Source organism: Paractinoplanes rishiriensis (assembly GCF_016862375.1).
In the GTDB taxonomy this organism is placed as follows: domain Bacteria; phylum Actinomycetota; class Actinomycetes; order Mycobacteriales; family Micromonosporaceae; genus Actinoplanes; species Actinoplanes rishiriensis.
Genome location: NZ_BOMV01000079.1, coordinates 14,893 through 40,142, shown reverse-complemented (window position 1 = coordinate 40,142; position 25,250 = coordinate 14,893). Strand labels below are relative to the sequence as shown.

The 25,250-nt window shown below is 69.7% G+C and carries 24 protein-coding genes; 16 read left to right on the top strand and 8 right to left on the bottom strand.

The genetic code is table 11. The features are described from left to right. From narH to Ari01nite_RS37580, 7 genes are all read left to right on the top strand, one after another. A partial coding sequence (gene narH, locus Ari01nite_RS37610) for a nitrate reductase subunit beta (protein WP_203787446.1) occupies positions 1 to 1,324 on the top strand: 1,324 nt, incomplete at its 5' end. Continuing rightward, positions 1,321 to 1,914 (top strand): nitrate reductase molybdenum cofactor assembly chaperone, encoded by a 594-nt coding sequence (gene narJ / locus Ari01nite_RS37605; protein ID WP_203787442.1) that lies wholly within the window; start codon positions 1,321 to 1,323, stop codon positions 1,912 to 1,914. The genes narH and narJ, both read left to right, overlap by 4 nt. Beyond that, positions 1,911 to 2,621, top strand: coding sequence for a respiratory nitrate reductase subunit gamma (gene narI / locus Ari01nite_RS37600; protein ID WP_203787439.1), 711 nt, complete (start codon positions 1,911 to 1,913; stop codon positions 2,619 to 2,621). Before narJ ends, narI begins: the two co-directional genes overlap by 4 nt. Before the next feature lie 2 nt (positions 2,622 to 2,623). Continuing rightward, positions 2,624 to 2,956, top strand: a complete 333-nt coding sequence (locus tag Ari01nite_RS37595) for a cupin domain-containing protein (protein ID WP_203787438.1) — start codon at positions 2,624 to 2,626, stop codon at positions 2,954 to 2,956. 21 nt (positions 2,957 to 2,977) lie between these two features. Then, the gene (locus Ari01nite_RS37590) at positions 2,978 to 3,829 is read left to right on the top strand and encodes a phosphotransferase family protein (RefSeq protein WP_203787435.1); all 852 of its coding nucleotides are present in this window, start codon (positions 2,978 to 2,980) and stop codon (positions 3,827 to 3,829) included. 21 nt (positions 3,830 to 3,850) lie between these two features. Further along, entirely contained in the window at positions 3,851 to 4,783 is a 933-nt protein-coding gene (locus Ari01nite_RS37585) for a hypothetical protein (RefSeq protein WP_203787457.1), read from the top strand. After that, the gene (locus tag Ari01nite_RS37580; protein ID WP_203787432.1) at positions 4,783 to 5,211 is read left to right on the top strand and encodes a MerR family transcriptional regulator; all 429 of its coding nucleotides are present in this window, start codon (positions 4,783 to 4,785) and stop codon (positions 5,209 to 5,211) included. The genes Ari01nite_RS37585 and Ari01nite_RS37580 overlap by 1 nt, the downstream gene beginning before the upstream one ends. Here the strand turns inward: Ari01nite_RS37580 and Ari01nite_RS37575 are convergent. Further along, positions 5,190 to 5,735 (bottom strand): NUDIX hydrolase, encoded by a 546-nt coding sequence (locus Ari01nite_RS37575; protein ID WP_203787430.1) that lies wholly within the window; start codon positions 5,733 to 5,735, stop codon positions 5,190 to 5,192. The two genes, Ari01nite_RS37580 and Ari01nite_RS37575, sit on opposite strands and share 22 nt — an antisense overlap. Before the next feature lie 84 nt (positions 5,736 to 5,819). Between Ari01nite_RS37575 and Ari01nite_RS37570 the strand changes: the two genes are divergently transcribed. Further along, on the top strand, positions 5,820 to 7,565 hold the full coding sequence (locus Ari01nite_RS37570) for an ABC transporter substrate-binding protein (RefSeq protein ID WP_203787427.1): 1,746 nt from the start codon (positions 5,820 to 5,822) through the stop codon (positions 7,563 to 7,565). Next, positions 7,457 to 8,677, top strand: a complete 1,221-nt coding sequence (locus tag Ari01nite_RS37565) for a DNA glycosylase AlkZ-like family protein (protein WP_275410911.1) — start codon at positions 7,457 to 7,459, stop codon at positions 8,675 to 8,677. Before Ari01nite_RS37570 ends, Ari01nite_RS37565 begins: the two co-directional genes overlap by 109 nt. On the opposite strand, the gene Ari01nite_RS37560 is transcribed toward Ari01nite_RS37565, so the two are convergent. Continuing rightward, entirely contained in the window at positions 8,640 to 9,980 is a 1,341-nt protein-coding gene (locus Ari01nite_RS37560; protein WP_203787421.1) for an SLC13 family permease, read from the bottom strand. The two genes, Ari01nite_RS37565 and Ari01nite_RS37560, sit on opposite strands and share 38 nt — an antisense overlap. A 92-nt stretch (positions 9,981 to 10,072) precedes the next feature. On the opposite strand from Ari01nite_RS37560, the gene Ari01nite_RS37555 reads away from it, so the two are divergent. From Ari01nite_RS37555 to groEL, 6 genes are read left to right on the top strand one after another with little or no spacing between them, the layout of a single operon-like run. Beyond that, positions 10,073 to 11,221 (top strand): pyridoxal-phosphate-dependent aminotransferase family protein, encoded by a 1,149-nt coding sequence (locus Ari01nite_RS37555; protein ID WP_203787419.1) that lies wholly within the window; start codon positions 10,073 to 10,075, stop codon positions 11,219 to 11,221. Beyond that, positions 11,218 to 14,106, top strand: a complete 2,889-nt coding sequence (locus Ari01nite_RS37550) for an FAD-binding and (Fe-S)-binding domain-containing protein (protein WP_203787416.1) — start codon at positions 11,218 to 11,220, stop codon at positions 14,104 to 14,106. The genes Ari01nite_RS37555 and Ari01nite_RS37550 overlap by 4 nt, the downstream gene beginning before the upstream one ends. Then, positions 14,099 to 14,857, top strand: coding sequence for a class I SAM-dependent methyltransferase (locus Ari01nite_RS37545; protein ID WP_203787413.1), 759 nt, complete (start codon positions 14,099 to 14,101; stop codon positions 14,855 to 14,857). Before Ari01nite_RS37550 ends, Ari01nite_RS37545 begins: the two co-directional genes overlap by 8 nt. A gap of 25 nt (positions 14,858 to 14,882) precedes the next feature. Then, on the top strand, positions 14,883 to 16,148 hold the full coding sequence (locus tag Ari01nite_RS37540; protein WP_203787410.1) for a hypothetical protein: 1,266 nt from the start codon (positions 14,883 to 14,885) through the stop codon (positions 16,146 to 16,148). A gap of 28 nt (positions 16,149 to 16,176) precedes the next feature. Further along, the gene (locus Ari01nite_RS37535; RefSeq protein ID WP_203787407.1) at positions 16,177 to 16,557 is read left to right on the top strand and encodes a hypothetical protein; all 381 of its coding nucleotides are present in this window, start codon (positions 16,177 to 16,179) and stop codon (positions 16,555 to 16,557) included. A 3-nt stretch (positions 16,558 to 16,560) separates the two neighbouring features. Further along, positions 16,561 to 18,876, top strand: a complete 2,316-nt coding sequence (groEL, locus tag Ari01nite_RS37530; RefSeq protein ID WP_203787405.1) for a chaperonin GroEL — start codon at positions 16,561 to 16,563, stop codon at positions 18,874 to 18,876. A gap of 81 nt (positions 18,877 to 18,957) precedes the next feature. Here the strand turns inward: groEL and Ari01nite_RS37525 are convergent, their stop codons facing one another. Further along, the gene (locus tag Ari01nite_RS37525; protein WP_203787403.1) at positions 18,958 to 19,197 is read right to left on the bottom strand and encodes a hypothetical protein; all 240 of its coding nucleotides are present in this window, start codon (positions 19,195 to 19,197) and stop codon (positions 18,958 to 18,960) included. Next, positions 19,194 to 21,872, bottom strand: coding sequence for a tetratricopeptide repeat protein (locus Ari01nite_RS37520; protein WP_203787400.1), 2,679 nt, complete (start codon positions 21,870 to 21,872; stop codon positions 19,194 to 19,196). Before Ari01nite_RS37520 ends, Ari01nite_RS37525 begins: the two co-directional genes overlap by 4 nt. A 29-nt stretch (positions 21,873 to 21,901) precedes the next feature. Between Ari01nite_RS37520 and Ari01nite_RS37515 the strand changes: the two genes are divergently transcribed. Beyond that, complete coding sequence (locus tag Ari01nite_RS37515; RefSeq protein ID WP_239163347.1) at positions 21,902 to 22,510, top strand: SAM-dependent methyltransferase; 609 nt, start codon at positions 21,902 to 21,904, stop codon at positions 22,508 to 22,510. On the opposite strand, the gene Ari01nite_RS37510 is transcribed toward Ari01nite_RS37515, so the two are convergent. The 4 genes from Ari01nite_RS37510 to Ari01nite_RS37495 are packed head-to-tail and all read right to left on the bottom strand — an operon-like array spanning position 22,473 to position 25,164. Continuing rightward, complete coding sequence (locus Ari01nite_RS37510) at positions 22,473 to 23,249, bottom strand: PIG-L deacetylase family protein (protein WP_239163346.1); 777 nt, start codon at positions 23,247 to 23,249, stop codon at positions 22,473 to 22,475. The genes Ari01nite_RS37515 and Ari01nite_RS37510 overlap by 38 nt on opposite strands. An 8-nt stretch (positions 23,250 to 23,257) precedes the next feature. Next, a complete protein-coding gene (locus tag Ari01nite_RS37505) occupies positions 23,258 to 24,007 on the bottom strand; it encodes a phosphotransferase (RefSeq protein ID WP_203787397.1) in 750 nt (249 codons plus the stop codon). Between the two features lie 37 nt (positions 24,008 to 24,044). Further along, positions 24,045 to 24,692, bottom strand: coding sequence for a maleylpyruvate isomerase family mycothiol-dependent enzyme (locus tag Ari01nite_RS37500; protein WP_203787395.1), 648 nt, complete (start codon positions 24,690 to 24,692; stop codon positions 24,045 to 24,047). Further along, a complete protein-coding gene (locus Ari01nite_RS37495) occupies positions 24,676 to 25,164 on the bottom strand; it encodes a MarR family winged helix-turn-helix transcriptional regulator (RefSeq protein ID WP_203787392.1) in 489 nt (162 codons plus the stop codon). The genes Ari01nite_RS37500 and Ari01nite_RS37495 overlap by 17 nt, the downstream gene beginning before the upstream one ends. Between the last annotated feature and the right edge of the window lie 86 nt (positions 25,165 to 25,250).

Sequence of the window (25,250 nt, the reverse complement as noted above, 5' to 3'; positions counted from 1 at the left end):
GCTGACCAACGCGCCGCTGCAGGAGCACACCCCGGTGGCCCGGCCCAAGTCGCTGCTCACCGGCGAGGACATGAAGATCTCCTGGTCGGCGAACTGGGACGACAACCTGGGCGGTTCGCCCGACCGTGACGTTCTCCTGGCCGCCGTCGGGGACAAGGTGAAGTTCGAGTTCAAGCAGACCTTCATGTTCTACCTGCCGCGGATCTGCGAGCACTGCCTCAACCCGTCCTGCGCGGCGTCCTGCCCCTCCGGCGCGATCTACAAGCGGTCCGAGGACGGCATCGTGCTGGTCGACCAGGACCGGTGCCGCGGCTGGCGGATGTGCGTGTCCGGTTGCCCGTACAAGAAGGTGTACTTCAACCACCGCACCGGCAAGGCCGAGAAGTGCACGTTCTGCTTCCCGCGGATCGAGGTCGGCATACCGACCGTGTGCTCGGAGACCTGCGTGGGTCGGTTGCGCTACATCGGATTGATGCTGTACGACGCGGACGCCGTGCTCGCCGCCGCGTCGGTCGCTGACGAACACGACCTCTATGAGGCCCAGCGCGACGTGTTCCTCGACCCCTCCGATCCGGCGGTGATCGCGGCGGCCGAACGTGCCGGCATCCCGCGGGACTGGATCGAGGCCGCCCAGCGCTCGCCGGTATACGCCCTGATCAACAAGTTCCGGGTGGCTCTGCCGCTGCACCCGGAGTACCGCACCATGCCGATGGTCTGGTACATCCCGCCGCTGTCCCCGGTGGTCGACGTGGTCCGGGACACCGGCTACGACGCCGAGGACCGGGGCAACCTGTTCGCCGCCATCGACGCGCTGCGCATCCCGGTCGACTACCTGGCCCAGCTGTTCACCGCCGGCGACCCGGCACCGGTCGACGCGGTGCTGCGCAAGCTCGCCGCAATGCGTTCCTACCTGCGCGACCTCAACCTCGACCGGGAACCCGACGAGTCGATCCCGGCCGCGGTGGGGATGACCGGCGAGCAGCTGTACGACATGTACCGGTTGCTCGCCCTGGCCAAGTACGACGAGCGCTACGTGATCCCGCCGGCGCACGCCGAGCAGGCGCACAGCCTGGAAGAACTGGCCACCGAGTGCAGCCTGGACTACGAGGGCGGCCCCGGCATGGGTGGCTCCGGGCCGTTCGGCGAGTCGTCCGGCCGGCCGCTGCCGATCGCCGTGGAGAACTTCCACATGCTGCGCGAACGGCAGACCACCGGCGCCCTGACCGACCCGGGTGACAAGCGCGGCCGGGTCAACCTGCTCAACTGGGACGGCAAGGGCCGCCCCGAAGGACTGTTCCCGCCCCGCAAGGAGGACCCCTCGTGAACGCCCGGGCCTGGCAGATCCAGTCCCTGCTGATCGGCTACCCGGACGACAGCCTGTGCGGCAAGGCCGGGCTGCTGGCCGAGGCGGCCGGCACGCTGCCCGAACCGGTCGGCGGGCCGCTGCTGCGCTTCCTCGGCCACCTCGCCACGACGCCGCAGAGCCGGCTGGCCGAGGACTACGTGGCCACCTTCGACCACCGCAAGCGCTGCTGCCTGTTCCTCACGTACTACGCGCACGGCGACACCCGCAACCGCGGCATGGCGCTGCTGGAGCTCAAGCAGCGCTACGCCGCCGACGGACTCATCCTGACCGGCGAGGAACTGCCCGACCACCTCTCGGTCGTCCTCGAATACGCGGCCATCGCCCCGCCGGCCGGCCGGGAACTGCTGGCCGAGCACCGGGCCGGCCTGGAACTGCTGCGCCTCGCCCTGCACGACGCCCCGTCGCCGTGGGCGGCCGTGCTCGACTCGATCGCCGCCACCCTGCCGCCGCTGGCCGGCGACCAGCGCACCGCCGTGGCCCGGCTGGCCGCCGCCGGGCCGCCCGCCGAAAAGGTCGGCCTCGCCCCGTTCGGAGGAAGATCCCGATGACCGGCACCCTGCTCTACGTCGTGGTTCCCTACGTCGCCATCGCGATCTTCGTGGGCGGCCATGTCTGGCGTTACCGGTACGACAAGTTCGGCTGGACCACCCGATCGTCCCAGCTCTACGAGCGCCGGCTGCTGCGGATCGGCAGCCCGATGTTCCACTTCGGCATCCTGCTGGTCGCCCTCGGTCACGTCGGCGGCGTGCTCATCCCGCAGTCCTGGACCGAGGCCGCCGGGGTCAGCGAACACGCCTACCACGTGGTCGCGGTCGGCCTCGGCACCCTGGCCGGCATCATGACCCTGGGCGGCGCCGCCATCCTGATCTACCGCCGCCGCACGGTCGGCCCGGTCTTCTCCGCAACCACCACCAACGACAAGATCATGTACGTCCTGCTGATCGCCACCCTCGTGCTCGGCCTCGGCACCACGGTCCTCGGCAACCTGACCGACCACCCGCACGACTACCGGCAGACGGTCTCGCCGTGGTTCCGTTCGATCTTCTACCTTCAGCCCGACAAGTCCCTGATCGAGGCCGCCCCGGCCGGTTTCCGGCTGCACGCCCTGTCAGCCTGGCTGCTGTTCGCGTTCTGGCCGTTCAGCCGCCTGGTGCACGTGTTCTCGGCGCCGATCGGCTACCTGACCCGCCCGTACATCGTCTACCGCAGCCGCGACGCGGTCCCCGCCCGCCGCGGCTGGGAGAAGGTCCAGTGACCATGCAGCAGCTGTCCCTCACCGACCTCGCCGACCACCACCTGGCGGCCGCGCGCGACGCCTCCAGCGGCCGCAGTGCCCAGACGGTCCACGGTGGCCACGCCAGCACCCTGCGGCAGACCGTGATCGCCCTGGCGGGCGGCCAGCGCCTCGACGAACACGAGAACCCGGGCGAGGCCACCGTACACGTGCTCCAGGGCCGGGTGCGCATGCTGGCCGGCGACGAAGCCGCCGAGGCGCACGCCGGCGACCTGATGGTCGTCCCGGACACCCGGCACAGCCTGGAGGCGTTGCAGGACAGCGTGATCCTGCTGACGGTCGCGAAACTCGGTTGAGCTGCCCGATATCGTCGCCGGGTGAGGTCACCGGTGGAGATCGTCTCGCGTGTGCTCGGCGAACTCGGCGTCGAGGCGGTCGCGGCCGAACCGGTGGCCGGGTCGGTGGGCAACGAGACGTTCCGGGTCCGGGTGGCCGGCGGCGCGGACGTCTTCGTCAAGACCGGGCCGCGCGAGATGCTGCGGGCCGAGTGGTGGGCCTGCCGCCGGGCCCGGGCGGCCGGGCTGCCCGCTCCGGAGATCACCGCTCGTCAGTTCGACGGTGAATCCGCGTACCTCCTCCTGGTTTTGATCCCGGGTGCACCCAGCGAAAGTCGCGAAGTCTGGCGCGAGGCCGGGCGGGCAATGCGGATTGTTCATGACATTCCGGTGACGGGGTACGGGCGGCTGGTGGTGCGCGGCGATGACGCGCGCGGGACGTTTGCGAGCTGGGCGGAGGCGCGCGACGACATCCTGGCGGCGGTGCCGTCGCTGGTGGACGCCGCGGTCCTGCCCTCCGCGCTGGCCTCGGCGGCGGTGGCGGCGTGCGCGGGCCTGCGCTTCGACGGCCCCGGCGTGCTGCTGCACCGCGATCTCAAGCCGCTGCACATTTTCGGTCAGGGCACGCGGCTGACCGGCCTGCTCGACTGGGGCGACGCGGGCGCCGGCGACCCGCTGTTCGACCTGGCCCGGCTCTCGATGGCGCCGGCGCCCTTGGTGCGCGAATTCTTTGCCGGCTACGGGCTGACGCGGACCCCGGAGCTGGACGAGACGCTGCGCCGATACCGCATCCTGTTCAATCTCGAGGTGCTGGCCTACGAATACCGGGCGGGCGGCGACTGGTTCGAGGCGTACCGGCGCAACCTCCGGAGCGACCTTGCAATCGGTACCTAGGTACAGGCTTACCGTCGGCTCATGAACCCAGATGCGTGCACGTTGCCAACGGCGGAGCGCCCGCTGCGGCTGGCCGAGTTCGACGAGTTGTTCGCCTCGGCCCTGACGCCGGCCCCGGCCCCCGCCTCGGCCCCGGCTTCCGCCCCGGCTTCCACCGCCGCTCCCGCCCCGGCTTCCACCGCCGCTCCCGCCCCGGCTTCCGCCCCGGCTTCCGCCCCGGCTTCCGCCCACCCGGACATTTCGGTTATTTCCGCTACGCTGGTGCAATTGAGGCTGGCGGCGCCGATCGCAAAGGTGCGAGATCTGACGGCGCGGGAGGCGGAGTGCTGCTCGTTCTTCACCTTCCGGGTCAGCGGGGAGGACGGCGCGGTGACCCTGGAGGTGGAGGTCCCGCCGGAACGGGCGGACGTGCTTGCTGCGCTGACCGAGCGGGCCCGGGCGGTCGCGGCGGGGACGGCGTCGGCGCCGCCGGAGTGGATCCGCGCCGCATCCCTTCCCGCCGAGTCGGCCGGCCCATCCGCCCGGCAGATCGCGGCCGCCGATCTCGCCTCTCCCCAGGGCGCGATCGCTGAACGGCAGCGGCAGATGATCGCCCTGGCCGAGGAGGTTGCCCGGTTGCAGGGGCACCCGGGCACCTACGATTTCCCGGCCGGCGGGCTTTCCTGCGACCTGCAGGCCGACGGGGGCGACGCACGCGACCGGGTCGACGCCTGGCAGCTGGTGCTCGGGCACGTGCTCCGGCGCGAGAAGCTGGTGGACGGCATCGTGCTCTGGTTCCCGTTCGACGTGGAGATCGCGGGGACGTTGGGGAGGCTGGCCGCCGCCGAATATCGGTGCTGCTCGTTCGGCAGCTACCGCCTGGTGATCGACGGCGAGGGCCTGCGCCTGGAGGTCCGGATGCCGGCCGAGGCGCGGGGCACGATGGCGGCCGTTCTCGGCATACCCTCGACGTGATGGACGGACTGCGGACCGGTGAGGTCGCGGCGCGGGCCGGCGTGAACATTCAGACGCTGCGCTACTACGAGCGCCGCGGGCTGCTGGCCGCGCCGGCCCGGTCGCTGGGCGGCCACCGGCTCTACCCGCCCGACACGGTTGGCCTGCTCACCGTCATCAAGGCGGCGCAGCGGCTCGGCTTCACCCTGGACGAGGTGGCCGATCTGCTGGACGCCGGCCGCAGTCGCCGCCACCCGGCGCCCGACCTGCGCCAGCGGGCCATCGACAAGATCGCCGAGGTGGACCAGCGGATCGCCGACCTCACGGCGATCCGCGCCACCCTCACCGAGGTCGTCGAAGCCCGCTGCGACAGCCTCACCAACTGCACCTGCGCCGACTGCCCGGTTCCGTTCCTGACCATCGGGGGTCAGAACAGCCCGAGCGCCTGACCGAGCCGGATCACGTCGGCGTGCATCCGGTGGTGCTCGGCGATGTACGCGGCGGCTTCGTCCGGTGGCAGCGCGAGCACCTCGACGATGTGCTCGCCGTCCGGCGGATTGGTCGGCGGGCCGGTCACCTCGGCACGCGTGAGGCCGTACGCCCAATACGCCCGCGGGTGCGGCAGATGCGGCCGGTAGGGACCGTCCCGCAGACTGTCCGCCACGTGCGCCGCGAACAGTGACACCGGCCCGGTCATCGCCGCGCCGGCCTCCTCGAGCAGTTCCCGCCGGGTCAGCTCGTCCAGGGTCTCGCCGGGCTCGCGCGTCCCGCCGGGCAGGAACCGCCAGCCCTGCACGCTGCGGCAGACGACCACGTGCCGTTCCGGGGTCAGCGCCACCACGTGCAGGCGCCCGACCAGCTCGTCCGGCACCGGCCGGGTGGTGAATGCGGTCCGGCAGCCCGCGTAGTCCACGTAGGCCGGTTCGTACAGGTAGGGAAACGCGGCCGCCCACCGCTCGTCGTCCGTCACCACGTACCGATCATGGCAGCCCGGGAACGGCCGGCGGTATGGCGGGAACCGGTCCGAGATGACTCTCCGTATCGGTACGATGACTGAATGGTCAGGCGCTGCAGGACGGTGGCCGCGGCGTCGGTCGCGCTGGTGCTGGTGCTGGCGGGATGTGGCAGCCCGTCGTCGCAAAACAGATCCGGTACGGGCGACACGGGCCGGATCACGACTCAGCAGAGCGCGATGGATCCGAACGCCAAGGGCCCGGCACCCGAGGTCGCCGGCGCCCAGAAGGGCGGCACGCTGACCGTCTACGCCCAAGCCGTGCCCATGTCGTTCGACCCGACCGACACCTACGACGTCGACGCGCAGGCGATCGAGAAGCTCTTCTTCCGCTCCCCGACGCAGTACGCCCTGCGTAACGGCAAGGCGGTCCTGGTCCCGGACCTGACCGACCTCGGCACGGTGTCGCCGGACAAGCTGACCTGGACCTTCGCCATGAAGCCGGGCATCCGGTACGACGACGGCACGGACGTCAAGGTCGACGACCTCGCCTACGCGATCAAACGGTCCTTCGCGCGCGACGTCTTCCCGGGCGGCCCGACCTACCAGCTGTCGTACTTCAAGGACGGCGACAAATACCAGGGCCCGTACGCGGGTGGCGACAGTTTCGCCGGCGTCGAGACGCAGGGCACCGACAAGCTGCTCATCCACCTGGCCAAGCCGTTCGCCGACCTGCCGTTCTTCATGTCCTTCCCGATGTTCACGCCGATCCCGCAGGCCAAGGACACCAAGCAGGACTACCAGAACCGCCCGCTCGCGACCGGCCCGTACGTGTTCTCGGAATATGTCGCCGGAAGCTCGCTGACCCTGAAGAAGAACCCGCACTGGGACCCGAACACCGACCCGGTCCGCCACCAGTACCTGGACGGCTGGAACTTCCGGTGGGGTGGCGACGCGGTGTCGACCCAGCAGCGGGTGCTCAACTCGGCCGGTGCCGACGCCGGCGCCATGCAGGCCGAGCAGATCGACTCCTCGCTGATCCCGCAGATCACCGGCACGGACCAGCCCGTCCAGCTGGTCCGCGGTCAGAGCCCCTGCGTCAACGTCCTGAACATCGACACGCGCAAGATCCCGGACGTCAACGTCCGCAAGGCGATCGCGAAGGCGATCAACTGGGACGCGCTCTCCAAGGCCAGCGGCAACAACCCCTACACCGCCGAGCCGGCCAGCAGTTTCCTCTCGCCGACCGTGCAGGGCTACGAGGACTACCCGCCGTACCCGGACCTCACCGGCGCCGGAGCCGGTGACCCGGAGGGCGCGAAGAAGATCCTCAGCGACGCCGGCAAACTGGGCTTCGAGCTGAGCTGGTATTACACCAACAGCGTGCCGCTCGCGCAGCAGCGGTCCGCGATGAGGGCCGACGACCTGACCAAGGCGGGGTTCAAGGTGAAGGCCATCGGCGCGTCGGCGGCCGACATCCGGGCCAGGGCCAGCGACTACGACGCCCCGGTCAACCTCGACCAGGCGCCGCGCGGCTGGTGCTCCGACTGGCCCACCGGCTCGAGCTGGATACCGACCCTCTTCCAGTCGCGGAGCGTCGCCGAGGGCAACAGCTGGGGCATGCAGCAGGACAGCGCACTCGACGCCGAGATCGAGGCGGCCGCCGCCCTGCCGACCGACGAGGCCGCCGGCAAGTGGGCCGAGCTCGACCAGAAGATCATGAGCCGGTACGTCGCGCTGCCCTGGTTCTACAACAAGACCGCGTTCCTGGTCGGCACCAAGGTCGGCGGCGCCGAGGCCGACCCCACCCAGGGGCAGCCGTCCTACGTCGGCATGTTCCTGCGCCAGTAGCGGAGTATGTTGCGGGCATCGCGTCAAAAACCCTCAATCATGCAGAGGTACGCCGGATCGCCGTCGCCGCCCAGGGCCTGCACCTCCCCGGCGAGGCCGCCCCGGCCGTCCTCGCGCGGCTCGGCTGCATCCAGATCGACTCGATGTCGGCGGTGCGCCGGTCGCACGAACTCGTTCTGCTCAGCCGGGGCGTGCCGGCCGGCGACCCGGAGCCCGGCCGGTGCTTTGAGGGGATGGCGCACGCGCTGTCGCTGATCGACATCGAGTTGTGGCCGGCGTTCGGCTTCCGGCGGCGGCAGGTGCTGGCGAACGGGTGGCGGGGACCCGAGGTCGACATGGCCGCGGTCGCGGTGGCCCGGGAACGGCTGTCGGCGGAGGGCCGGGTGCGGTTGCGTGACTTCGGTGCCATGACCGGCACGGGCTGGGAGCGTGACTCGCCGTTCCGGTGGGCGCTGGAGTGGTTGGCCGCCACCGGCGGCGCGGTGTGCGCGGAGCGCGACCGCTGGGAACGCGTGTACGCGCTGCCGGAACTGGTGATCCCGCCGGCGATCCTGGCCGCGCAGCCGCACGACCAGGATTGCGTCCGCGAACTGTGCCGCCGCGCGATTCAAGCCCTGGGCGTCGCGTCCACGGCCGACGTCGCCGACTACTTCCGGATGCGGCCCGCCGAGGCCCAGGCCGGCCTGGCGTCGCTCGGCCTCATCCAGGCCGAGGCCGAGGGCTGGCGGCACCCTGCCTGGCTGGCCCCCGGCGCGGACCCGGCCGTCGAGATCGACGACGACCGGGTGACGCCGCTGTCCCCGTTCGACTCCCTGCTCTGGACCCGCGACCGCCTCCGGCGCATCTGGGGCAAGGACTACCGGCTGGAGGCGTACAAGCCCGCCGCGAAGCGCACCTTCGGCTACTTCGCCCTGCCCGTGCTGGCCGGCAGCGAGATCGCCGGCCGGGTCGCCTGCCGCCGCCGCGCGGGCGTGCTGGCCGTCGAGAACACCGAACTGGACCAGCACTTCCCACGTTCCGTCCTGGACCGGGCCGTGACCACCCTGGCCGCCTGGACGGCCAGCGACGCGGTCACTACAGCCAGCCGGGGACCACGAAGATCAGCCAGGTGAGGATGGGAATCAGCACCACCATGCTGAAGCCCCAGCGCATCAGGCCCTTGTAGACGTAGTCGCGACGGTCCTCGGGGGTGTTGGCCACGGTCAGGGCGCCGCTGGTGGAGAACGGGCTGGAGTCGACGATGGACGAGGAGAGCGCCAGGGCGGTGATCAGGCCGACCGCTCCCACCGCGTCGGTGCCGGTCAGGAACGGGACGGCCAGGGGGATCAGGGCGCCCAGGATTCCGGTGGTGGAGGCGAACGCGGAGACGGCGGCGCCGATGAAGCAGATGACCAGGGCGGCGATCAGGGGAGTGCCGACCGTGGCGACCTCTTCGCCCAGCCAGTCGATCGTGCCGATGCTCTGCATGACGCCGACGTAGAGGACGATGCCGCAGACCAGCAGGACGGTCGGCCAGGCCACGTGGTTGACCGCGTCGCGGGCCGAGTCCGGCGCGGCCAGGGTGAGGATCACGGCGACCGTGATGGCCACCAGGCCGACGTTGAGGTCGAAGAAGAGCGCGGCCACCGCGAGGCCGAGCAGCCCGACGATGGTCATGATCCGGTTGCGGTCGAGAGTGATCGGCTCGGGATCCTCGGTGGGGGCTGCGTCGGTGGGGGCTGCGTTGGTGGGGGCTGCGTTGGTGGGGGCTGCGTTGGTGGGGGCTGCGTTGGCGGGGGCGGTGGAGACTCGGCGGCGCAGGAGGTCTCGGCCGCCCCACATGAAGAACGCCACCAGGCTGATCGCCAGGTTGACGAAGAACGAGGCCAGGAACAGCAGGGTGGGGTTGCCGGGGAGGCCGGCCTTCTCCACGACGCCGTTGGTGATGCCGCCGAAGATGCTGATCGGGGAGAAGCCGCCGGCGCTGGCCCCGTTGATGATCAGGAGGCCCATCATCAGCGGGTTGATGCCGTAGCGCAGGGCGAAGCCCATGCCGATCGGGGCGATGATGGCGACCGAGGCCGGGACCACGGCGCCCATGGCGGTCAGGCACGCGGTGACCAGGAACATGATCCACGGGATCAGGCCGATGCGGCCCTGTACCGCGCGGATGGCGGCGTGCACGAGCCAGTCGACCGTGCCGTTCGCGCTGGCTATCGCGAACAGGTAGGTGACGCCCACCAGGATCACGAACAGGTCGCCGGGGAAGCCGGCGAAGATCGCGTCGGTCTTCTCGTCGAGATCGGCGCCCTCGAGGACGGCCAGGCCGAGGACGAACGCGGCGACAATCGCCAGCGCACCCAGGTTGACCGGGCGGATCGTGGCGATCAGGAAGATAACCGCCAGGACGAGGATCGAGACAAGTTCGACTGACATCGAAACCTCCTGATGCTGCACTATGTCCTGGATCACATTGGACGGTCAAGACTGGTACGGTCTGGGAAAGGCGGGTACAAGGCGGACTTTTCATGAGTGGACGTCATTTCCTCCAGATTCCGGGCCCCACCAACACGCCGGACCGGGTGCTGCGCGCCATGGCGGCGCCGACCATCGACCACCGCGGCCCAGAGTTCGCCGAGCTCACCCTCGGCATCCTGGGCTCGCTCGGTGCGGTGTTCGGCACCACGCAGCCGGTCGTGATCTATCCGGCGTCGGGCACCGGGGCGTGGGAGGCCGCCCTCGTCAACACGCTCAGCCCGAGTGACCGCGTGGTGTGCTTCGAGACCGGGCACTTCGCAACGCTGTGGCGCGAGATGGCGGTGCGGCTCGGCCTGGAGGTCGACTTCGTACCGGGGGACTGGCGGCACGGCGTCGACCCGCAGCAGGTCGCCGACAAGCTCACGGCCGATGCGGAGCACGCGGTCAAGGCCGTCCTGGTCGTGCACAACGAAACGTCTACCGGGGTCACCAGCCGGGTCGCCGAGATCCGGCGGGCCATCGACGCGACCGGCCACCCGGCGCTGCTGCTCGTCGACACGATCTCGTCGCTCGCCTCCATCGACTACCGGCACGACGAGTGGGGCGTGGACGTCACGGTGGCCGGCTCGCAGAAGGGCCTGATGCTCCCGCCGGGCCTGAGCTTCAACGCGATCGGACCGAAAGCGCTCGAGGCGGCGAAGCAGGCCAGGCTGCGCCGCTCCTTCTGGGACTGGCAGCCGATCCTGGACGCCAACAGCCGCGGCTTCTTCCCGTACACGCCCGCCACCCACCTGCTCTACGGCCTGCATGAGGCGCTGCGGATGCTCGACGAGGAGGGCCTCCCGCAGGTGTTCGCCCGGCATCAGCGGCACGCCGAGGCGACCCGGGCGGCGGTCCGCGGCTGGGGGCTGGAAGTGTTAGCCGTCGATGAGCGGGAATACTCCGGTTCGCTGACCGCGGTGTCAGTCCCCGACGCTGACCGGATTCGCGCGCTCATCCTCGACCGCTACCACCTGTCGCTCGGCTCCGGCCTGGGCAGACTGGCCGGGCGCGTGTTCCGGATCGGCCACCTCGGCGACTTCAACGACGTGATGCTGGCCGGCACCCTGGCCGGCGTGCAGATGGGCCTGGCCGCGTCCGGCGTGCCGATCGACCCCGGCGGCATCACCGCGGCCCTCGACCGGTTGCAGCGCCCGTGACGGCGGCCGACGCGCTGGCACAGGATCTGGCGGCCGCGCTGGACGGCGAGGTCGCGTTCGACGCGTACACCCGGCACCTGTTCTCGCGGGACGCCAGCATGTACGCCATTGCGCCGCTCGGGGTGGCGTTCCCGCGGCACGCCGACGACGTGGCCGCGGCCGTGGCGCTGGCCGGCACGTACGGTATCCCGGTCGTGGCCCGCGGCGCCGGCACCAGCCTGGCCGGGCAGACCATCGGGCCGGGTCTGGTGCTCGACCTGTCGCGGCACCTGCGCGCGATCGTCGAGATCGACCCGGAGCGGCGGGTGGCCCGGGTGCAGCCGGGCGTCGTGCAGGACCAGCTGAACACGGCGGTCGCGGCGCACGGGCTGATGTTCGGGCCGGACACCTCGACCAGCAACCGGGCCACCATCGGCGGGATGATCGGCAACAATTCGGCCGGGAGCGGGTCGGTCCGCTACGGGATGACCATCGATCACGTACGCGAGCTGGACGTGGTGCTGGCGGACGCGGGGCGGGCCCGGTTCGGGCCGGTGACGGAGGACGAACGACGGCTGCTCGCGAACCGGGCCACGGTGGAGGGCGCCGTCTACCAGCACCTGCCCACCCTGCTGGAGGCCAACGCGACGGCGATCGCCGAGGGCTTCCCGCCGTACTGGCGGCAGGCCTGCGGATACCGGCTGGACCGGCTGGCCGCCGATCCGGAGTTCAACCTGGCGAAGTTCGTGGTCGGCTCCGAGGGCACGCTGGTGATCGCCACCGAGGCGGTCGTCGACCTGGTGACCAGGCCGCGGCGTACGGTCATCGGGGTTGGGCATTTTGCCTCGGTGATCGCGGCGGTCGAGGCCACCGAGGACGCGCTGGCCTGCGAGCCGTCCGCGGTCGAGATGATGGACCGGACCATCCTCGACCTGTCCCGGCAGCGGCTCGAGTACGCCGACCTGGGGCGGATCCTGCACGGCGAGCCCGAGGCGCTGCTGTTCGTCTCGTTCAGCGGCGACGACGACGCGGAACTCGCCGGCCGGCTCGACCGCCTCGCCGCGCTGTGGGAGCGGCACGGGCACGGCTACCACACCCTGCGCGCCGAGACCCCGCAGCAGCAGGCCGGGCTGTTGAAGGTGCGTAAGTCCAGCCTGGGCCTGCTGATGGCGGCGAGCACCGGGACGCTGCGACCGCTGGCGTTCGTCGAGGACACCGCGGTCGACCCGCGACACCTGGCGGCGTACACCCGAAGGTTCAAGCAGGTCCTGGACCGGTATGGGCTGCGGGCCGGCTTCTACGGGCACTGCTCGGTGGGCTGCCTGCACATCCGGCCGTTCGTGGACGTGCGCCGGCCCGAGCACGTGCGGGTCATGCGCGGCGTCGCCGAAGAGATCAAGGATCTGGTACGCGAGTTCGGCGGCGTCAACTCGAGCGAGCACGGCGACGGGCTGGCCCGCAGCGAGTTCAACCGGGAGATCTTCGGCGACGAGCTGTACGAGGCCATGCGTTCCGTCAAAAGGATCTTCGACCCGGACAACCGGCTGAACCCCGGCAAGATCGTCGACGCGCCCGCGATGACCGACCATCTGCGGGACGCCGCATTGCCGGACGCGCCGCCACTGCGTACCAGATTGCGGTTTGAGGTTGTCGGCGGCATGCGCGGGGCCGCGGACCGGTGCATGAACATCGGCCTGTGCCGCAAGGACTCCAGCGGCGTGATGTGTCCGTCCTACGTGGCCACCCGGCAGGAGGAACACGCCACCCGGGGCCGGGCGAACGCGCTGGTGAAGGCGCTGTCGACGGCCGACCCGCGGGCCGCGCTGGGTGACGATCGGCTGCACGAGATCCTCGACCTGTGCCTGATGTGCAAGGCCTGCAAGAGCGAGTGCCCGCTCGGGGTGGACGTGGCCGCGCTCAAGGCCGAGACCCTGGCGCACCGGCATGACCTGCACGGGGTGCCGCGGCGGGCCCGGATGTTCGGCAGCATCCGGCGGCTCAACCGGATCGGCTCGGCGTTCGCGCCGTTGTCGAACCTGCCGGGAAGAATCGGCCTTGTTCGCAGGATGCTCGGTCTCGCGCCGGCCCGTCCGCTACCCACTTTCCGGCACCGCAACCTGATCCGCTGGTTCCGCGGGCGGCGTCCGGGCGATGGGGTGCTCGGGCAGGTGACGCTGCTCGCCGACTCGTTCACGACGTTCACCGAACCGCAGATCGGCCAGGCCGCGGTGGAACTGCTGACCGCGGCCGGCTGGCGGGTGCGGCTGGAGAGCCGGGGCTGCTGCGGCCGGGCGGCCTACTCGAAGGGCCTGCTGGACGACGCGAAGTCGCAGGCGCACGGGCTGGCGGTCCGGCTCACCTGGGGTTCCGAGCCCGGCACCCCGATCGTGGGCTGCGAGCCGTCGTGCATTCTCACCCTGCGCGACGAGCACCGCCAGCTGCTGGCCGATGACCCGGTGGTGCGCGACATAGCTGGTCGCGTACGGCAGATTGAAGAATTGCTCCTGGATGCCGTGGATGCCGGCCGCCTGCGCCTGTCCGATTCCGGGCTGTCCGGCAAGCGCATCGTCTACCACGGTCATTGCCACCAAAAAGCAGAGGTGGGTACGGCCGCCACGGTCGCGTTGCTGAGCCGGATCCCCGGCGCCGTGGTGACCGAACTGGACGCGGGGTGCTGCGGGATGGCCGGCTCCTTCGGTTTCGAGGCCGAGCACTACGACCTGTCCATGCAGATCGGCGAGAGCCGCCTGTTCCCCGCGCTGCGAGCCGAGCCGGACACCACTATCGTCGCCGCCACCGGAGTCTCCTGCCGCCAGCAGATCAGGCACGGCACCGAACGCGTCGCCTGGCACCCGCTGGAACTGCTCCGCCAGGCGCTCAGCCCCGAAGGGAAGCCCGATGCCTGAGCACCGCGACCTGATCCTGCGCGAGTTCGCGCGCCAGGCCGACGCCTTCGAGGACGACCGCATCAACGCGTCGTTCACCAGATACCTGGGCCGCCTGATCGACTTCGTGGCCCCCACGGCGACGGACGTGTGCCTGGACGTGGCCTGCGGCACCGGCCTGGTGGCGCGGGCGCTGGCCGGCGAGGTCCGGCACGTGACGGCCCTGGACATGACCCCCGAGATGCTGGCCACCGGCAAGGCGAGCGCCGACGCGGAGGGCGCGACCAATGTGGTCTTCCAGGAGGGCGACGCGACCCGCCTGCCGTTCCTGGCCGGCTCGTTCTCGCTGGTGGTGACCCGCTTCTCGCTGCACCAGGTGAGCGACCCGTCCGCGGTGGTGGCCGAGTTGCTCCGGGTGTGCCGCCCGGGCGGCCGCGTGGTGATAGCCGACCTGGTCCGCAAGCCGGACCTGCCCGGCGACCCGGACCGGGTGGAACGCCTGCGCGACCCGTCCCACGGCACGATGCAGACGGTGGAGGAGATCCGCGGCCTGCTTCCGGCCGTGCAGGCCGCGGATGTGTTCGACGTGCCCCGGCCGCTGAGCATCTGGCTGGAGCAGTCCCGCACGCCGGCCGAGGTGGCCGGCCAGATCGAGGAGGAACTGCGCCGGGAGCTGAGCGGCGGCCCGGCAACGGGCATGCGGCCGATGGTGGTGGAGGATGCGCTCTGGTTCACTCAGACGTGGGCACACCTTCGCTCGGCCGGCTGTTGAACGGTGCTGACAGGGGGCATCTGCGGTGAACCACCCCCACTCCGCATGGGAGGCGAGACCGGACGAGTTCCGGGTTTCACGCTTCCTCCTCACCAGGAACAGGCGTTCGGAATTCGAAGTTGCGGTAAGCACCACCCTTCTTGCGCGTAAGAAGGCCTTCGACCAGTTCGCGGAGTTGCCGGACGGCGACCGGGAGTCCCTCAGCGATTGGGCGGGCACCAAGGTTGCCGCGGTTGTGCGCTACGACGCTCTGCGCGATACGGCGACCAGAGCATTGCAGACGACCGCCCGGTTGCCCGCGGCGGTCGCTGTTCTGGCCTGCCTGGCCACCCCGTTCTTCGTATCGGCGGAGCCCGCCTGGGCTGATCTGCTGACGGCGCTGGTGGGTGCTTTGATCGCCGTAGCGACTCTATTCCTGGTGGCTCTCGGTATGCGGGCTATCGACCTTCTGACCGGACGACCGGTTGCCGATACGACGCTGGGTTATCTCTGTCTGGCTGCGGCCCTCGCATCGGCACTGTGGATTGTGCTCCGGGAGCGCCCGTGGGGCTACGAGGCGTACGGTGCGGCGCTCGTCGGCCAGGCGGTGTTCTGGAGTTTTGCTTTCCTGCTCAGCATCAGCATTCGGCTCACGCACGCGGTTGTCGGTCGCCTCAAGCTCGCCGCAAACCTTGACGGCGAGATTGTCGAGTCCATTCTCGGAATTCTTCACAAAACCTACATCGAACCCTCGGCGGACAGGCGCGCCGTCGCGAGGTTCGATTACGCTGCCCGCGAGCTGCAGTACCTCGCGCGCATCATTGACCAGAGATGGCGGCAACTTCTGCCGAAGGGGTCCGGCACCGGCGCCGGATCGCGATGGCACAGCACGGTCAATCAGGTGGCCGGCGGGCTCCGGGATCTGTCGATGCGCGCCGCCTTCGCCAACGAACGGCTCGAGGCCGAGCTCTCGTCCAAATTGGCGGCGGATCTCAGCGCATTCGTCAGCGGCAACTACGGCAACCTGCTGGTGGGTGAGCCGGAGAACATGTCTGTCCGGCCCAGGCTCCGGCGCCTGCTCGGTGCGGCAGGGTCGCTGGCGGCGGCGGTCCTACCGCTCGTTGCGCTGCTTCTGCTACCGGAACTGCTCGGCATCACCTTGGATGACAAATTGTTCGGCACGCTGCTGACAGCGACGCTCGCGTGGCTCTCGCTGTACGCGGTCAGCTGGCTTGATCCGAAGGCGACGGAACACGCCAAGTCGTTGGGTCCCCTGGTGAATGCCATCGGTTCCGGAAAGCGTACGAATTGAAACCCCGTTGCGAGAAGGTGGACCGAGAATGACTTCCGACGAGACGATCACGTTGTCGGTTCAGGACGGCGGCACGACTGAGGCGGCCCGGGCGGCAACCGCGATCGCGCGCGAACTGGTCCGTGAGGGTGTCGCCGTCGTGCCCGGCGGCGGGACCCCGCCGGACGGCAGCAAGGGCGGAAGTCACCTCGAGCCGGGGTCCCTGACGATCGGCGCTGCCGGGTCCCTCCAGGCGTTCCGCTCGATCAGCCGGGTGGTGACCGGTGCGATCAGGCGCGGCCTGGTCGGCCGAATCAGTCTTGCGGACGGCGACCGGAAACTGGTCGTGGACAGTTCCTCCCGCGAATCCGAGGAGGCCCTTGTCGCATGGCTGCATCGTTCGAAAATCGTCGACCCTGATGGGAAGTAGTCGATGGGCCGTTTCGCATTGCTGATCGCGGCGGGGGAGTACGAGGACCAGACGCTCAACCAGCTCCGGGCGCCGCACCAGGACGTGGACCGGCTGGCGGCGATACTCGAGGCCCCCGAAGTCGGGGGGTTCACCTCGGTCGCCGTCCTCCGTGACTCGCCCGACCATCAGGTGCGGATGGCCATCGAGGAGCTGCTTGCCGAGCGCATGAGGGACGACCTGGTGCTCGTGTACTTCTCGTGTCACGGCCTGGTGGACGGGTTGCATCGGCTGTACTTCGCCAGCACCAACTCCCGGCACCTCCGGCCGGCGGGCACCGCGGTATCCCGCACCTTCGTCAACGAACAGCTGGAGGCGTGCGCCGCCAGTGCCAAGGTGCTGATCCTCGACTGCTGCTACAGCGGCGCCTTCGCGGAGGGCTTCAAGGCCGCTCCGAAATCCGCGCTGGACGGCCAGGTGGGTCGCGGTTACGTGGTGCTCGCCGCATCGGACGCCTACGAGTACGCGTACGAGGGCGACAGCGTGACCGACGCCGCCCCGCATGCTTCGGTATTCACCGACGTCATGATCGAGGGGCTCGGCAGCGGCGCGGCGGACCTCGACGGTGACGGCCGGATCGGTGTCGACGAACTGTTCCGTTACGTGCAGGAGGGGGTCAGGCGGAGACACCCCAACCAGACGCCGAGGTTCTTCGCGAACGACGCGGAGTTGAACATCTACCTGGCGGCCGTGGCGGCTGATCCGGGCCGTGTCGCCGGGCCTCGGCAAACTGCCGGCACGGCGGTCGCACCGGTGCGGCCGAACCGGCCCAGCCACTACAACCGGAACCAGGTCATCGTCGCCCGGGGCATGCGCGCCGCTGCGGACCGGATCCGCCTGATGCTGGGGCCGTTGGGACGGCGCATTCTGGTCGAAGGGGAGAACGGCGCCTTCGTCGAGACGGACAATGCCGGTGCGTTCACTTCCCGGTATCGGCCGGCGGATCCGCGGGACGGGGTCGGTGCCGGTTACGCCGACGAGATCATCACCCAGATGCGCCGGCAGGTGGGGGACGGAACCGCGACGGCGGTGGTGCTGGCCCAGGCCATGATGGACGGGGCGGCCGGCGCACTACGAGTGGGAGCCCATCCGATGGCCCTGGTGCGCGGGGTCGAGGCCGGCGTTACCTTGGCGGTCGAAGCGTTGCCGCGGTTGGCACGGGACGTCGAGACCAAGGAGCAGATCGCGGCCTTCGCGTCGGTAGCGGGAGGCGATCCTGTGGTCGGCGAGATTCTGGCCGAGGCTTTGGACAAGGTCGGCAAGGACGGTGTCATCACCGTCGAGGAAATGAACTCCTTCGGCCTCGAACTGGAACTCACCGAGGGCACACGGTGGGAAAAGGGCTACATCTCCAGGCACTTCATCACCGACCTGGAGCGCATGGAGGCAGTTCTCGACGACCCCTACATCCTGCTGGTGAATGCCAAGATCCTCTGGGTCAAGGACCTGCTTCCCATCATGGAAAAGGTCCTCGGGTCGGGCAAACCGCTTCTCATAATCGCCGAGGATGTCGACGGCGAGGCGCTGGCCACGCTGGTCGTCAACAAGCAGCGCGAAACATTCACTTCCGTCGCCGTCAGAGGGCCGGGCTTCGGTGACCGGCGCAAGGCCATTCTGGAAGACATCGCTGTTATGACCGGGGCCCGGCTCATCACGTCGGAGGCGGATATCCCATGGCAGGACATCACCCTCGAGCAGTTGGGCATGGCCCGCAAGGTGGTCGTCACGAAAGAGGAGACGACGATCATCGACGGTGCCGGCCGGCCCGATGATATGACGTTCCGGGTCGATCAGATCCGTGCCGAGATCAACGCCGTTGACAACGACTATGACCGCGAAAAGCTGATGGAGCGGCTCGCCAAGGTGGCCGGCGGCGTCGCAGTGATCAAAGTCGGGGCGGACACCGAGGCGGAACTCGATGAGCGCAAGGGCCGCTTCGAGCGAATGATCCGTGCGACCAAGGTCGCCGTCGACGAAGGGCTCCTGTCCGGAGGGTGCACGGTTCTGTGCGCGCTGTCCGGCGTGGTCGCCGCGGCGATTCAGAACACCGACGAGGGTAGCGGCGTGCGGATCGTCGCGGAGTCGCTCGAGGCGCCGTACGTTCAGCTGCTCGCCAATGCGGGGATCGCCACCCCCGTACCCCCGGGGCTGGAGATCGATGTGCTGACCGGCGCCCGGGCGGACCTGTTCGGGGCGGGCATCTACGATGCGGCCGGCGTATTGCGGTGTGCGCTGGAAACCGCAAGAGACGCGACCATCCGGTTCCTCAAGGTCGCCTGAACAGCTTCAGCCTGCCGCCGGTGTGGCGTGGCGACCGCCATTATTCATTCGATCGAGTGCATCCGTCGATCTTCGGCCGGGTCACATATCGGATTCCACGATTTGACCGACAACCCGGTCGCCGGCCGAAAAGACGATCAGTTCGGATTTGACACGCACGGCCGCGTTCTTTGCGACGCTGGAGGGCGGCGGCGACGTGACCGCGGCTCGGGAGACGGCCGATGAGGTGCCGTACTCCATGTCGTCCGGGTGCGCCACGACGCAGAGCACCCGCTGGAAGTTTTCCTCGGGGAGGCAAGCAGAGTCATGCCTGCTCTTCATTCCCCGTACGCCTTCCGAACCGCTCGGCCTTCGGGTGGGGTTCCGTCCTGACGGTCGTCCAGAATTCTCCCGTAGTACTCGCGCAGCGGGTCGTCGGCCGGGAGCACCTTGAGCAGGCCCTCGATCAGTACGATCATGGGATTCAGGTCGCGCTCTCCGGCCTGCTCCCGGTAGAAGGCGACGTCCTGCGCGGTGGTGAGCACGTGTCGATGGCCCCCGCCGACCGCCCGGACGAGATTCTCGAACCGCAGTACGAGGTCGTCCAGGGCGTCGGGATCGCCGGCGTCCAGGCGTTCGATGGCCTCGTAGATCAGGCTCATGAGCAGGTCCGGGTTGTCCGCGTCGAGGACGCGCGCCTGATGAGCGCGTACCTCGTCGAGGATGACCTTGGCTGCCTCCTCGTCGCCGAGGCCCTTGAGGGCGAAGGCCAGGCCCTCCTGGCTGAGCAACGTGTCCGGATTCGCCGGCCCCAGCAGATCGAGGCGGGCAGTGACCACGGATTCGTACACGGCCTTCGCGGTGGTGTGGTCGCCGCTCATGTTCAGCCAGCGAGCATGCTCGTGCTGGGCACTGAGCGTGTCGTGATGCTTGCTGCCCAGCACGCGAACGGTCTCGGCCACGATCGTTGCGAATTCCGAGGCGGCTCCCGTCGCATCGCCGCTCTCGCCTTGGATCAGGGCATAGTTGTGCCAGGTAGTCAGCGTCAACGGGTGGTCGGGTCCGTACATCCTGATCCGGCGGCGCGCGACCAGCACCTGCTCCATCTCGGACAATGCCTGCTCATAGGCTCCGGCCTGCAGGTAGGCCATCGCCAGGTTGTGTCGCGTGTACAGCGTGTTGGGGTGATCACGGCCATGGTCGCGCGTTTTCTCCGCGACCACCTGCAGGAGAAGGTCAATGCTCGACATATCGCCCGCGTGCGTCTGCCAGGCTCCGAGCTGGCCCCGCAACCCCCGGGTCGAATCGTGCTCGCGGCCGAGGCGTTGCTCGGCGATCTCGGTCAGCCGCTCGAAATGACTGATCGCGGCCCGAACCTGGCCGGCCTGGCCGAGGTTCATGCCGTACCCGATCAGCACGGGGTGCGGCCCATGCACGAGCCACAGATCGTCGATGTGGCCGCCCGCCAGCACCCGGGTGTTCGCCCGGAGGCGTTCCACCCGCTCGGGTGAACCGCCGGCCGCGAGCCAGGCGGCCAGCAGCGCATCCGCGGCTGCCCACGCCACCTCACCCAGCTCGGCGACCGGGCACTGGTCCTGAACCGCTCGCTGGACGAGGTTGTGTACGCGGACCAGCCCCGCCTCGTAGCTGGCGAGGTTGAAAAGGTGCAGTCTCTGCAGACCGTCGTGCACCGTGTCGGGGTCGAGGCCGGCCGGTAGGTCCCCATGATCGTGCGTGCGTTCGTAACCCAGCCAGTTGCGGGCGGCGTCGGAATAGAACACCTGGTCCGGGATACCGCCCGGGTCCAGGACAGCGCTCAGCCTCAACAGCGGACGGGCCAGCCCGACCGGTGGTTCCCGGTCGGCCGCCTCGATCGACAGCGACCAGGTGACGGCCACCGTCTGCTGATATCCGTCCGGCAGCGCGCTCGTACCGGGCAACAGCTCCGGAAGGCGTTTGCGCCGGTCGGCGAAGCGTTGCCGGTAACCGCTGCACGGCACCTTCAGGTCGTTCATGAACGCGGCAGCCTGGCCCAACGCCAAGGGTAGGAAGCCCAGGTCCGCGGCGACCCCGGTGACGTCGTCGGCCAGGTGTGCGCGCAAAGCGTCCCGTAGGTAGTCCTCGGCGTGGCCAGGCGGGAACTCGCGGATGTCGACGAACGCGCCATTGCCACCCAGCAGGGCCGTGTCGCGCCGGCGGGTGGTGATCAGGGTCCGTCCGGTGGCGACGTCTGCCGGGGGTCGCCGCCGGCCGAGGACCCCGACGTCGGGGAGTGCGTCCAACACGATCAGCCACGGCTGTGGCGTGCCCGCCAACCAGGCCAGGAAACGGTCGGCGGCTTGGGCCGGCCGGGCCGGGTCGGCGTCGGCGTACTCAGCTCCGGCGTCGGCGAGACGCGACTCGATCGCCTCAACGGAGGAGGCGTCCACCCAGACCACCAGATCACCCTTGGCGGCCCGGTCTCGTGCGTATCTGGCAGTCAGCTGGGTTTTGCCAACCCCACCCAAACCCGACAACACGCAGGTGGTGGCCTTCGACTCGTGGATCCGGCCGGCCAGTTCACGGCGTGGCTGGTAATGCGCCGCCTCCATCGGCAAGGGGCCCAGTACGAACGCGACGTCGTCGGTTTTCGGGCGACCGCTCCTGGACCGTTCGGTGCCGAAGGCGGCGTCGAATCGCGGCCGCCACTCCGATGCCTCGGTCTCCCACGGATCCAGTTTGGCCCTGGCGAGACTGCGAAGTCCGACCAGCACCGCTTCCACCGTCGGCCACTTGAGGCCGCCGCTGCCGTTGACCGAAAGAGCCGCCGCGATCGTCGACCTGCCGACCGTGAACCCAGCCGTGTCGGTCACCGCCTTGATCGCATCCACGCTCGGACGACCGGCACGGGTGTGCAACTCGCGGAGGCATGCCCGGAACTCGTCGCGTTGCGCATCGGCAGGCATAACCCTCCACAGTCCGGCATGGTCCTGCGTCCAGCGCTGGACCACGCTGGACACCTTGTCGGCGACGCTCATCCCATCACGACAGGTAAAGGAGAACACCGATGAGATTCGTGATGAGCGAGTGCGTCGATACCCTAGAGCATTGGTTGCCGACGACGATTTCGCTGGTACGGCTCGGGATTGCCGTCGGCCGGCGGATTCGTGGGAATACCGGCACCTCGCGGGAGCAAAGCGGGTACGAGCGAGACGGAACTAGCCTCCTGGGCATGTCCCGGTTCGAGGTCATGTCGATAGGTACGGTGCGCAACGAGCGAACGGACATCCAGAACACTGACAACTGGGGTGCTGTCCGCAGCACGATCACCATCGACGAGCGCTTCGGCGAAGCGAGCCTCCAAGGCCTGGAGGGCTTCTCACACGTCGAGGTCCTGTTCCTCTTCGCCCAGTTCCCCGAGGACGGCGATCACCGGGAGCCACGCCCCTATCGTGGACGCAGCGACCTTCCGCCCGTCGGCGTCTTCGCCGGACGCGGCCCGCGCAGACCGAACCGCATCGGAGTGACCTGCTGCGCCATCGAGTCCGTCCAAGGTCGCGAACTGACCGTAACGGGCCTCGACGCGGTCTCCGGCACCCCGGTCATTGACGTGAAGGCGGTCGCCGACGACCCCTGGTTCACCCAGACCTGGGCGCATCTCGCGTCGCGTCGGTGAAGAGGTCGGGTGGTGCCTGCAGGTCATGGGCGCGGAACAGGACGGCGTGCTCGACGCCCATGGCTTTGCCGCCCATCGCGGCGAACATCGGGATGAAGTCGGCGGGAGCCGGGTGGCCCGGCAGCGCGGCGAGGTAGGCGGCGTGCGCTTCGAGCGAGGCGACGCCGCGGCGCAGCGGCTCGCCGGTGACGTCGACGCCGTGGGTGGCGCCGGACCCGGCGAGCCCCGGGATGATGAGCCAGCGCACCGAGTGCGGTTCGAGGCCCCCGTCGTCGACCTGCTCCGGGAAGACCCACCGGTTGCCCGCGTCGCGCACCGCGTCGAGGGTGGCGAGCGCGGCCGCGCGGTGGTCGGCCTGGTCGAAGCCGAACGGCGTCTCGATCTGGTAGCCGGACCCGAGCACGACGTCGGGCTTGAACCGGCGGATCTCCCGGCAGATGTCCCGGCGCAGGTCGAGGCCGTAGACGAGCACACCGTCCGGGTGTTCCAGGACGGTCAGGTGCTCGACGCCGACGACGGCGCAGGCGGCCTGCTGCTCCGCCACGCGCAGGCGCGCCGTTTCCTCGGGCGGGTTCGGCATGCCGGCCTCGCCCCGGGTGAGCAGCAGATAACCGACCTCGATGCCGCGCGCGGTCCACCGGGCGACGGCCGCGGACGTGCCGTACTCCATGTCGTCCGGGTGCGCCACGACGCAGAGCACCCGCTGGAAGGTTTCCTCGGGAAGGGCAGGCAGAGTCATGCCAGCCATCATTGCCCGTACGCCTTCCGGACCGCTCGGACTTCAGCGAGCCGCTTGACCGAATAGTCGTCGTCCCAGCAGACAGCGGCCTCCCACGCGGCCGACGCCTGAGCGGCGATGTCGAACCCGCCGTCATCGAGGCCGGCGGCGTTGCCCGGCAGCACCAGGTCGAGGTCGGGCACGTCGACGTGCGCCTCGTCCCAGTCGATCAGACCGACCCGGTCCGCGGTCATCCGCACGTTGCCGCGGTTGGGGTCGCCGTGAACGACGCAGGTCTGCCGTCCGGCGAGCCGCGCCCACGCCGCCCGGCATCGAGCAACCCCCTCAGGAGGCATGGCGCCGAGGTCGATCTTTGTTCCGGTCTCGACCCGCAGCAGGTCGGTCGACGACCGCCATCCCGGGCGCTGCGGCCAGCCCCGCGTCAACCGATGCAGCTCACGGAGCGCGCCGGCCACACGCCGCCAGTCGGCCGGCGTCTCGGGCGGTTCGCCCTCCAGGTAGGTCATCACCACCAGGCCATCGGCGAACAGCCGGCCGTCCACGGCCGGGATCGGGACCGGCACGGCCAAACCCGCCCGGTCGAGGTATCGAAGGAGCCCGGTCTCCCAAGCGAGATCAGCGTCGCTCCGGCCGCCGAGGCGACCGACGGCGAGACGCCCGCCGACCCGCACGTGCCACACGTCGTTGGCAACGCCACCGGCGAGCGGCTCGACGCGAGCGACGTCCGCACCCCACTGCCCGAGTGCCTCCCACCCCATCCGTCACAACCTACGGGTCTGATCGGCCAGCGGCTGATCAGTGCGCGGTGAGCCGGCTGGCGAGCGCGTGCTGGCCGGGTCCGTGGAGGTCGGCCAGGGCGGTGGGCCGTCCGGTGGCGGCCATGGCCAAGGCTTCGATGGTGCCGCGTACCTCCGGGCCACGTCCGGTGACCCAGTCGGTGTCGGTGGCCGCGAGGGTGATCCCGCGGAGCCGTCCGGCGGGGGTGAGTCCGGGTGCGGCTGCGGGCGAGACGAGGTAGTCCATCAGGATGCGCCAGTGCTCGACGGGCACGTCGACGGGCAAGCTCAGTGGTCTGGCCATGTCGCGGAGGTGGATGCAGGTCTCGGCGAACGGTCCCATGGGGCCGACGCGTGGCGGGCTCACCTTGTCCGTTGCGTGGTCACGCAGGAGGGCGATGAGCTGTGGCGGTGGTGTCCGGGCGAGTCGCCGGGTGAAATGGTCGACGGTCTTTGCGGTGTCGCCGCGGTAGCGCATCGCGGTCAGGAAGAACCGGGGGAAACTGACGAGCATGGGCTGAACGAGGTGCGCGGCCAGGTGGCGCACGGTCCATCCGGAACACAGAGTCGGTGCGTACCAGCCGGCGTCGTCGAGCGATGCGAGAACATCCGCGATCAGCAACCGGTTACCGCTGGTCCAGGCGTAGATCTCACGCTCGTCGAGCATGCGCGTTTCCTCGGTGATCGTGGAGCTGAAGTGCTCGTTGGCGTACGTCACGGTTCAGCGCCCGCAGCACTTTGACTGCCGCGGCGATCTCCTGGGCGGTGCAGTCCCGGGCCATCCCCGACAGGTGTTGCAGCTCGTCCTCGCTGACTCGGCTGATCATGTCGGAGCCGGCATCGGTGAGTGCGATGAGGACCGAACGCCGGTGCCCGGGGTTGGTGCGGCTCTCGACGTGGCCCCGCTCGATCAGATCGTTGACGTGCCGCTGCACGCCCTGCCGGGCGAGGTCCAGGCGTTCGCCGATGGCCGGGACCGTGGCGGGTCCGTGCCGGGCGAGCACCTCGAGGACGGCACGCATTCCCACCGTCAGGCCCGAAGGCCGCAGCGAGGCCTCGACCACCCGCGCGGAGTTGAGCACCAGCGGCCGGACCTGTTGGAGAACCTCGTAGAGCCGGGAACCCCGATCGCGAAACATGACAACAATGATGTCATAAATGGGGCCGGCGTCGCCAGGCGCGGTTCGTGCCCGCCCATCGGCGGGCGGGACCATCACCTCGACGA

Bases quoted from the DNA above. Each gene is read 5' to 3' on its own strand.
- Ari01nite_RS37585 (WP_203787457.1), top strand. From the start codon at position 3,851: ATGAACCCAGATGCGTGCACGTTGCCAACGGCGGAGCGCCCGCTGCGG.
- Ari01nite_RS37555 (WP_203787419.1), top strand. From the start codon at position 10,073: ATGAGTGGACGTCATTTCCTCCAGATTCCGGGCCCCACCAACACGCCG.
- Ari01nite_RS37570 (WP_203787427.1), top strand. From the start codon at position 5,820: ATGGTCAGGCGCTGCAGGACGGTGGCCGCGGCGTCGGTCGCGCTGGTG.
- Ari01nite_RS37525 (WP_203787403.1), bottom strand. From the start codon at position 19,197: ATGAAGAGCAGGCATGACTCTGCTTGCCTCCCCGAGGAAAACTTCCAG.
- Ari01nite_RS37515 (WP_239163347.1), top strand. From the start codon at position 21,902: ATGAGATTCGTGATGAGCGAGTGCGTCGATACCCTAGAGCATTGGTTG.
- Ari01nite_RS37520 (WP_203787400.1), bottom strand. From the start codon at position 21,872: ATGAGCGTCGCCGACAAGGTGTCCAGCGTGGTCCAGCGCTGGACGCAG.
- narI (WP_203787439.1), top strand. From the start codon at position 1,911: ATGACCGGCACCCTGCTCTACGTCGTGGTTCCCTACGTCGCCATCGCG.
- Ari01nite_RS37545 (WP_203787413.1), top strand. From the start codon at position 14,099: ATGCCTGAGCACCGCGACCTGATCCTGCGCGAGTTCGCGCGCCAGGCC.
- Ari01nite_RS37510 (WP_239163346.1), bottom strand. From the start codon at position 23,249: ATGACTCTGCCTGCCCTTCCCGAGGAAACCTTCCAGCGGGTGCTCTGC.
- Ari01nite_RS37495 (WP_203787392.1), bottom strand. From the start codon at position 25,164: ATGTTTCGCGATCGGGGTTCCCGGCTCTACGAGGTTCTCCAACAGGTC.
- groEL (WP_203787405.1), top strand. From the start codon at position 16,561: ATGGGCCGTTTCGCATTGCTGATCGCGGCGGGGGAGTACGAGGACCAG.
- Ari01nite_RS37595 (WP_203787438.1), top strand. From the start codon at position 2,624: ATGCAGCAGCTGTCCCTCACCGACCTCGCCGACCACCACCTGGCGGCC.
- Ari01nite_RS37500 (WP_203787395.1), bottom strand. From the start codon at position 24,692: ATGCTCGACGAGCGTGAGATCTACGCCTGGACCAGCGGTAACCGGTTG.
- Ari01nite_RS37560 (WP_203787421.1), bottom strand. From the start codon at position 9,980: ATGTCAGTCGAACTTGTCTCGATCCTCGTCCTGGCGGTTATCTTCCTG.
- Ari01nite_RS37535 (WP_203787407.1), top strand. From the start codon at position 16,177: ATGACTTCCGACGAGACGATCACGTTGTCGGTTCAGGACGGCGGCACG.
- Ari01nite_RS37580 (WP_203787432.1), top strand. From the start codon at position 4,783: ATGGACGGACTGCGGACCGGTGAGGTCGCGGCGCGGGCCGGCGTGAAC.
- Ari01nite_RS37505 (WP_203787397.1), bottom strand. From the start codon at position 24,007: ATGGGGTGGGAGGCACTCGGGCAGTGGGGTGCGGACGTCGCTCGCGTC.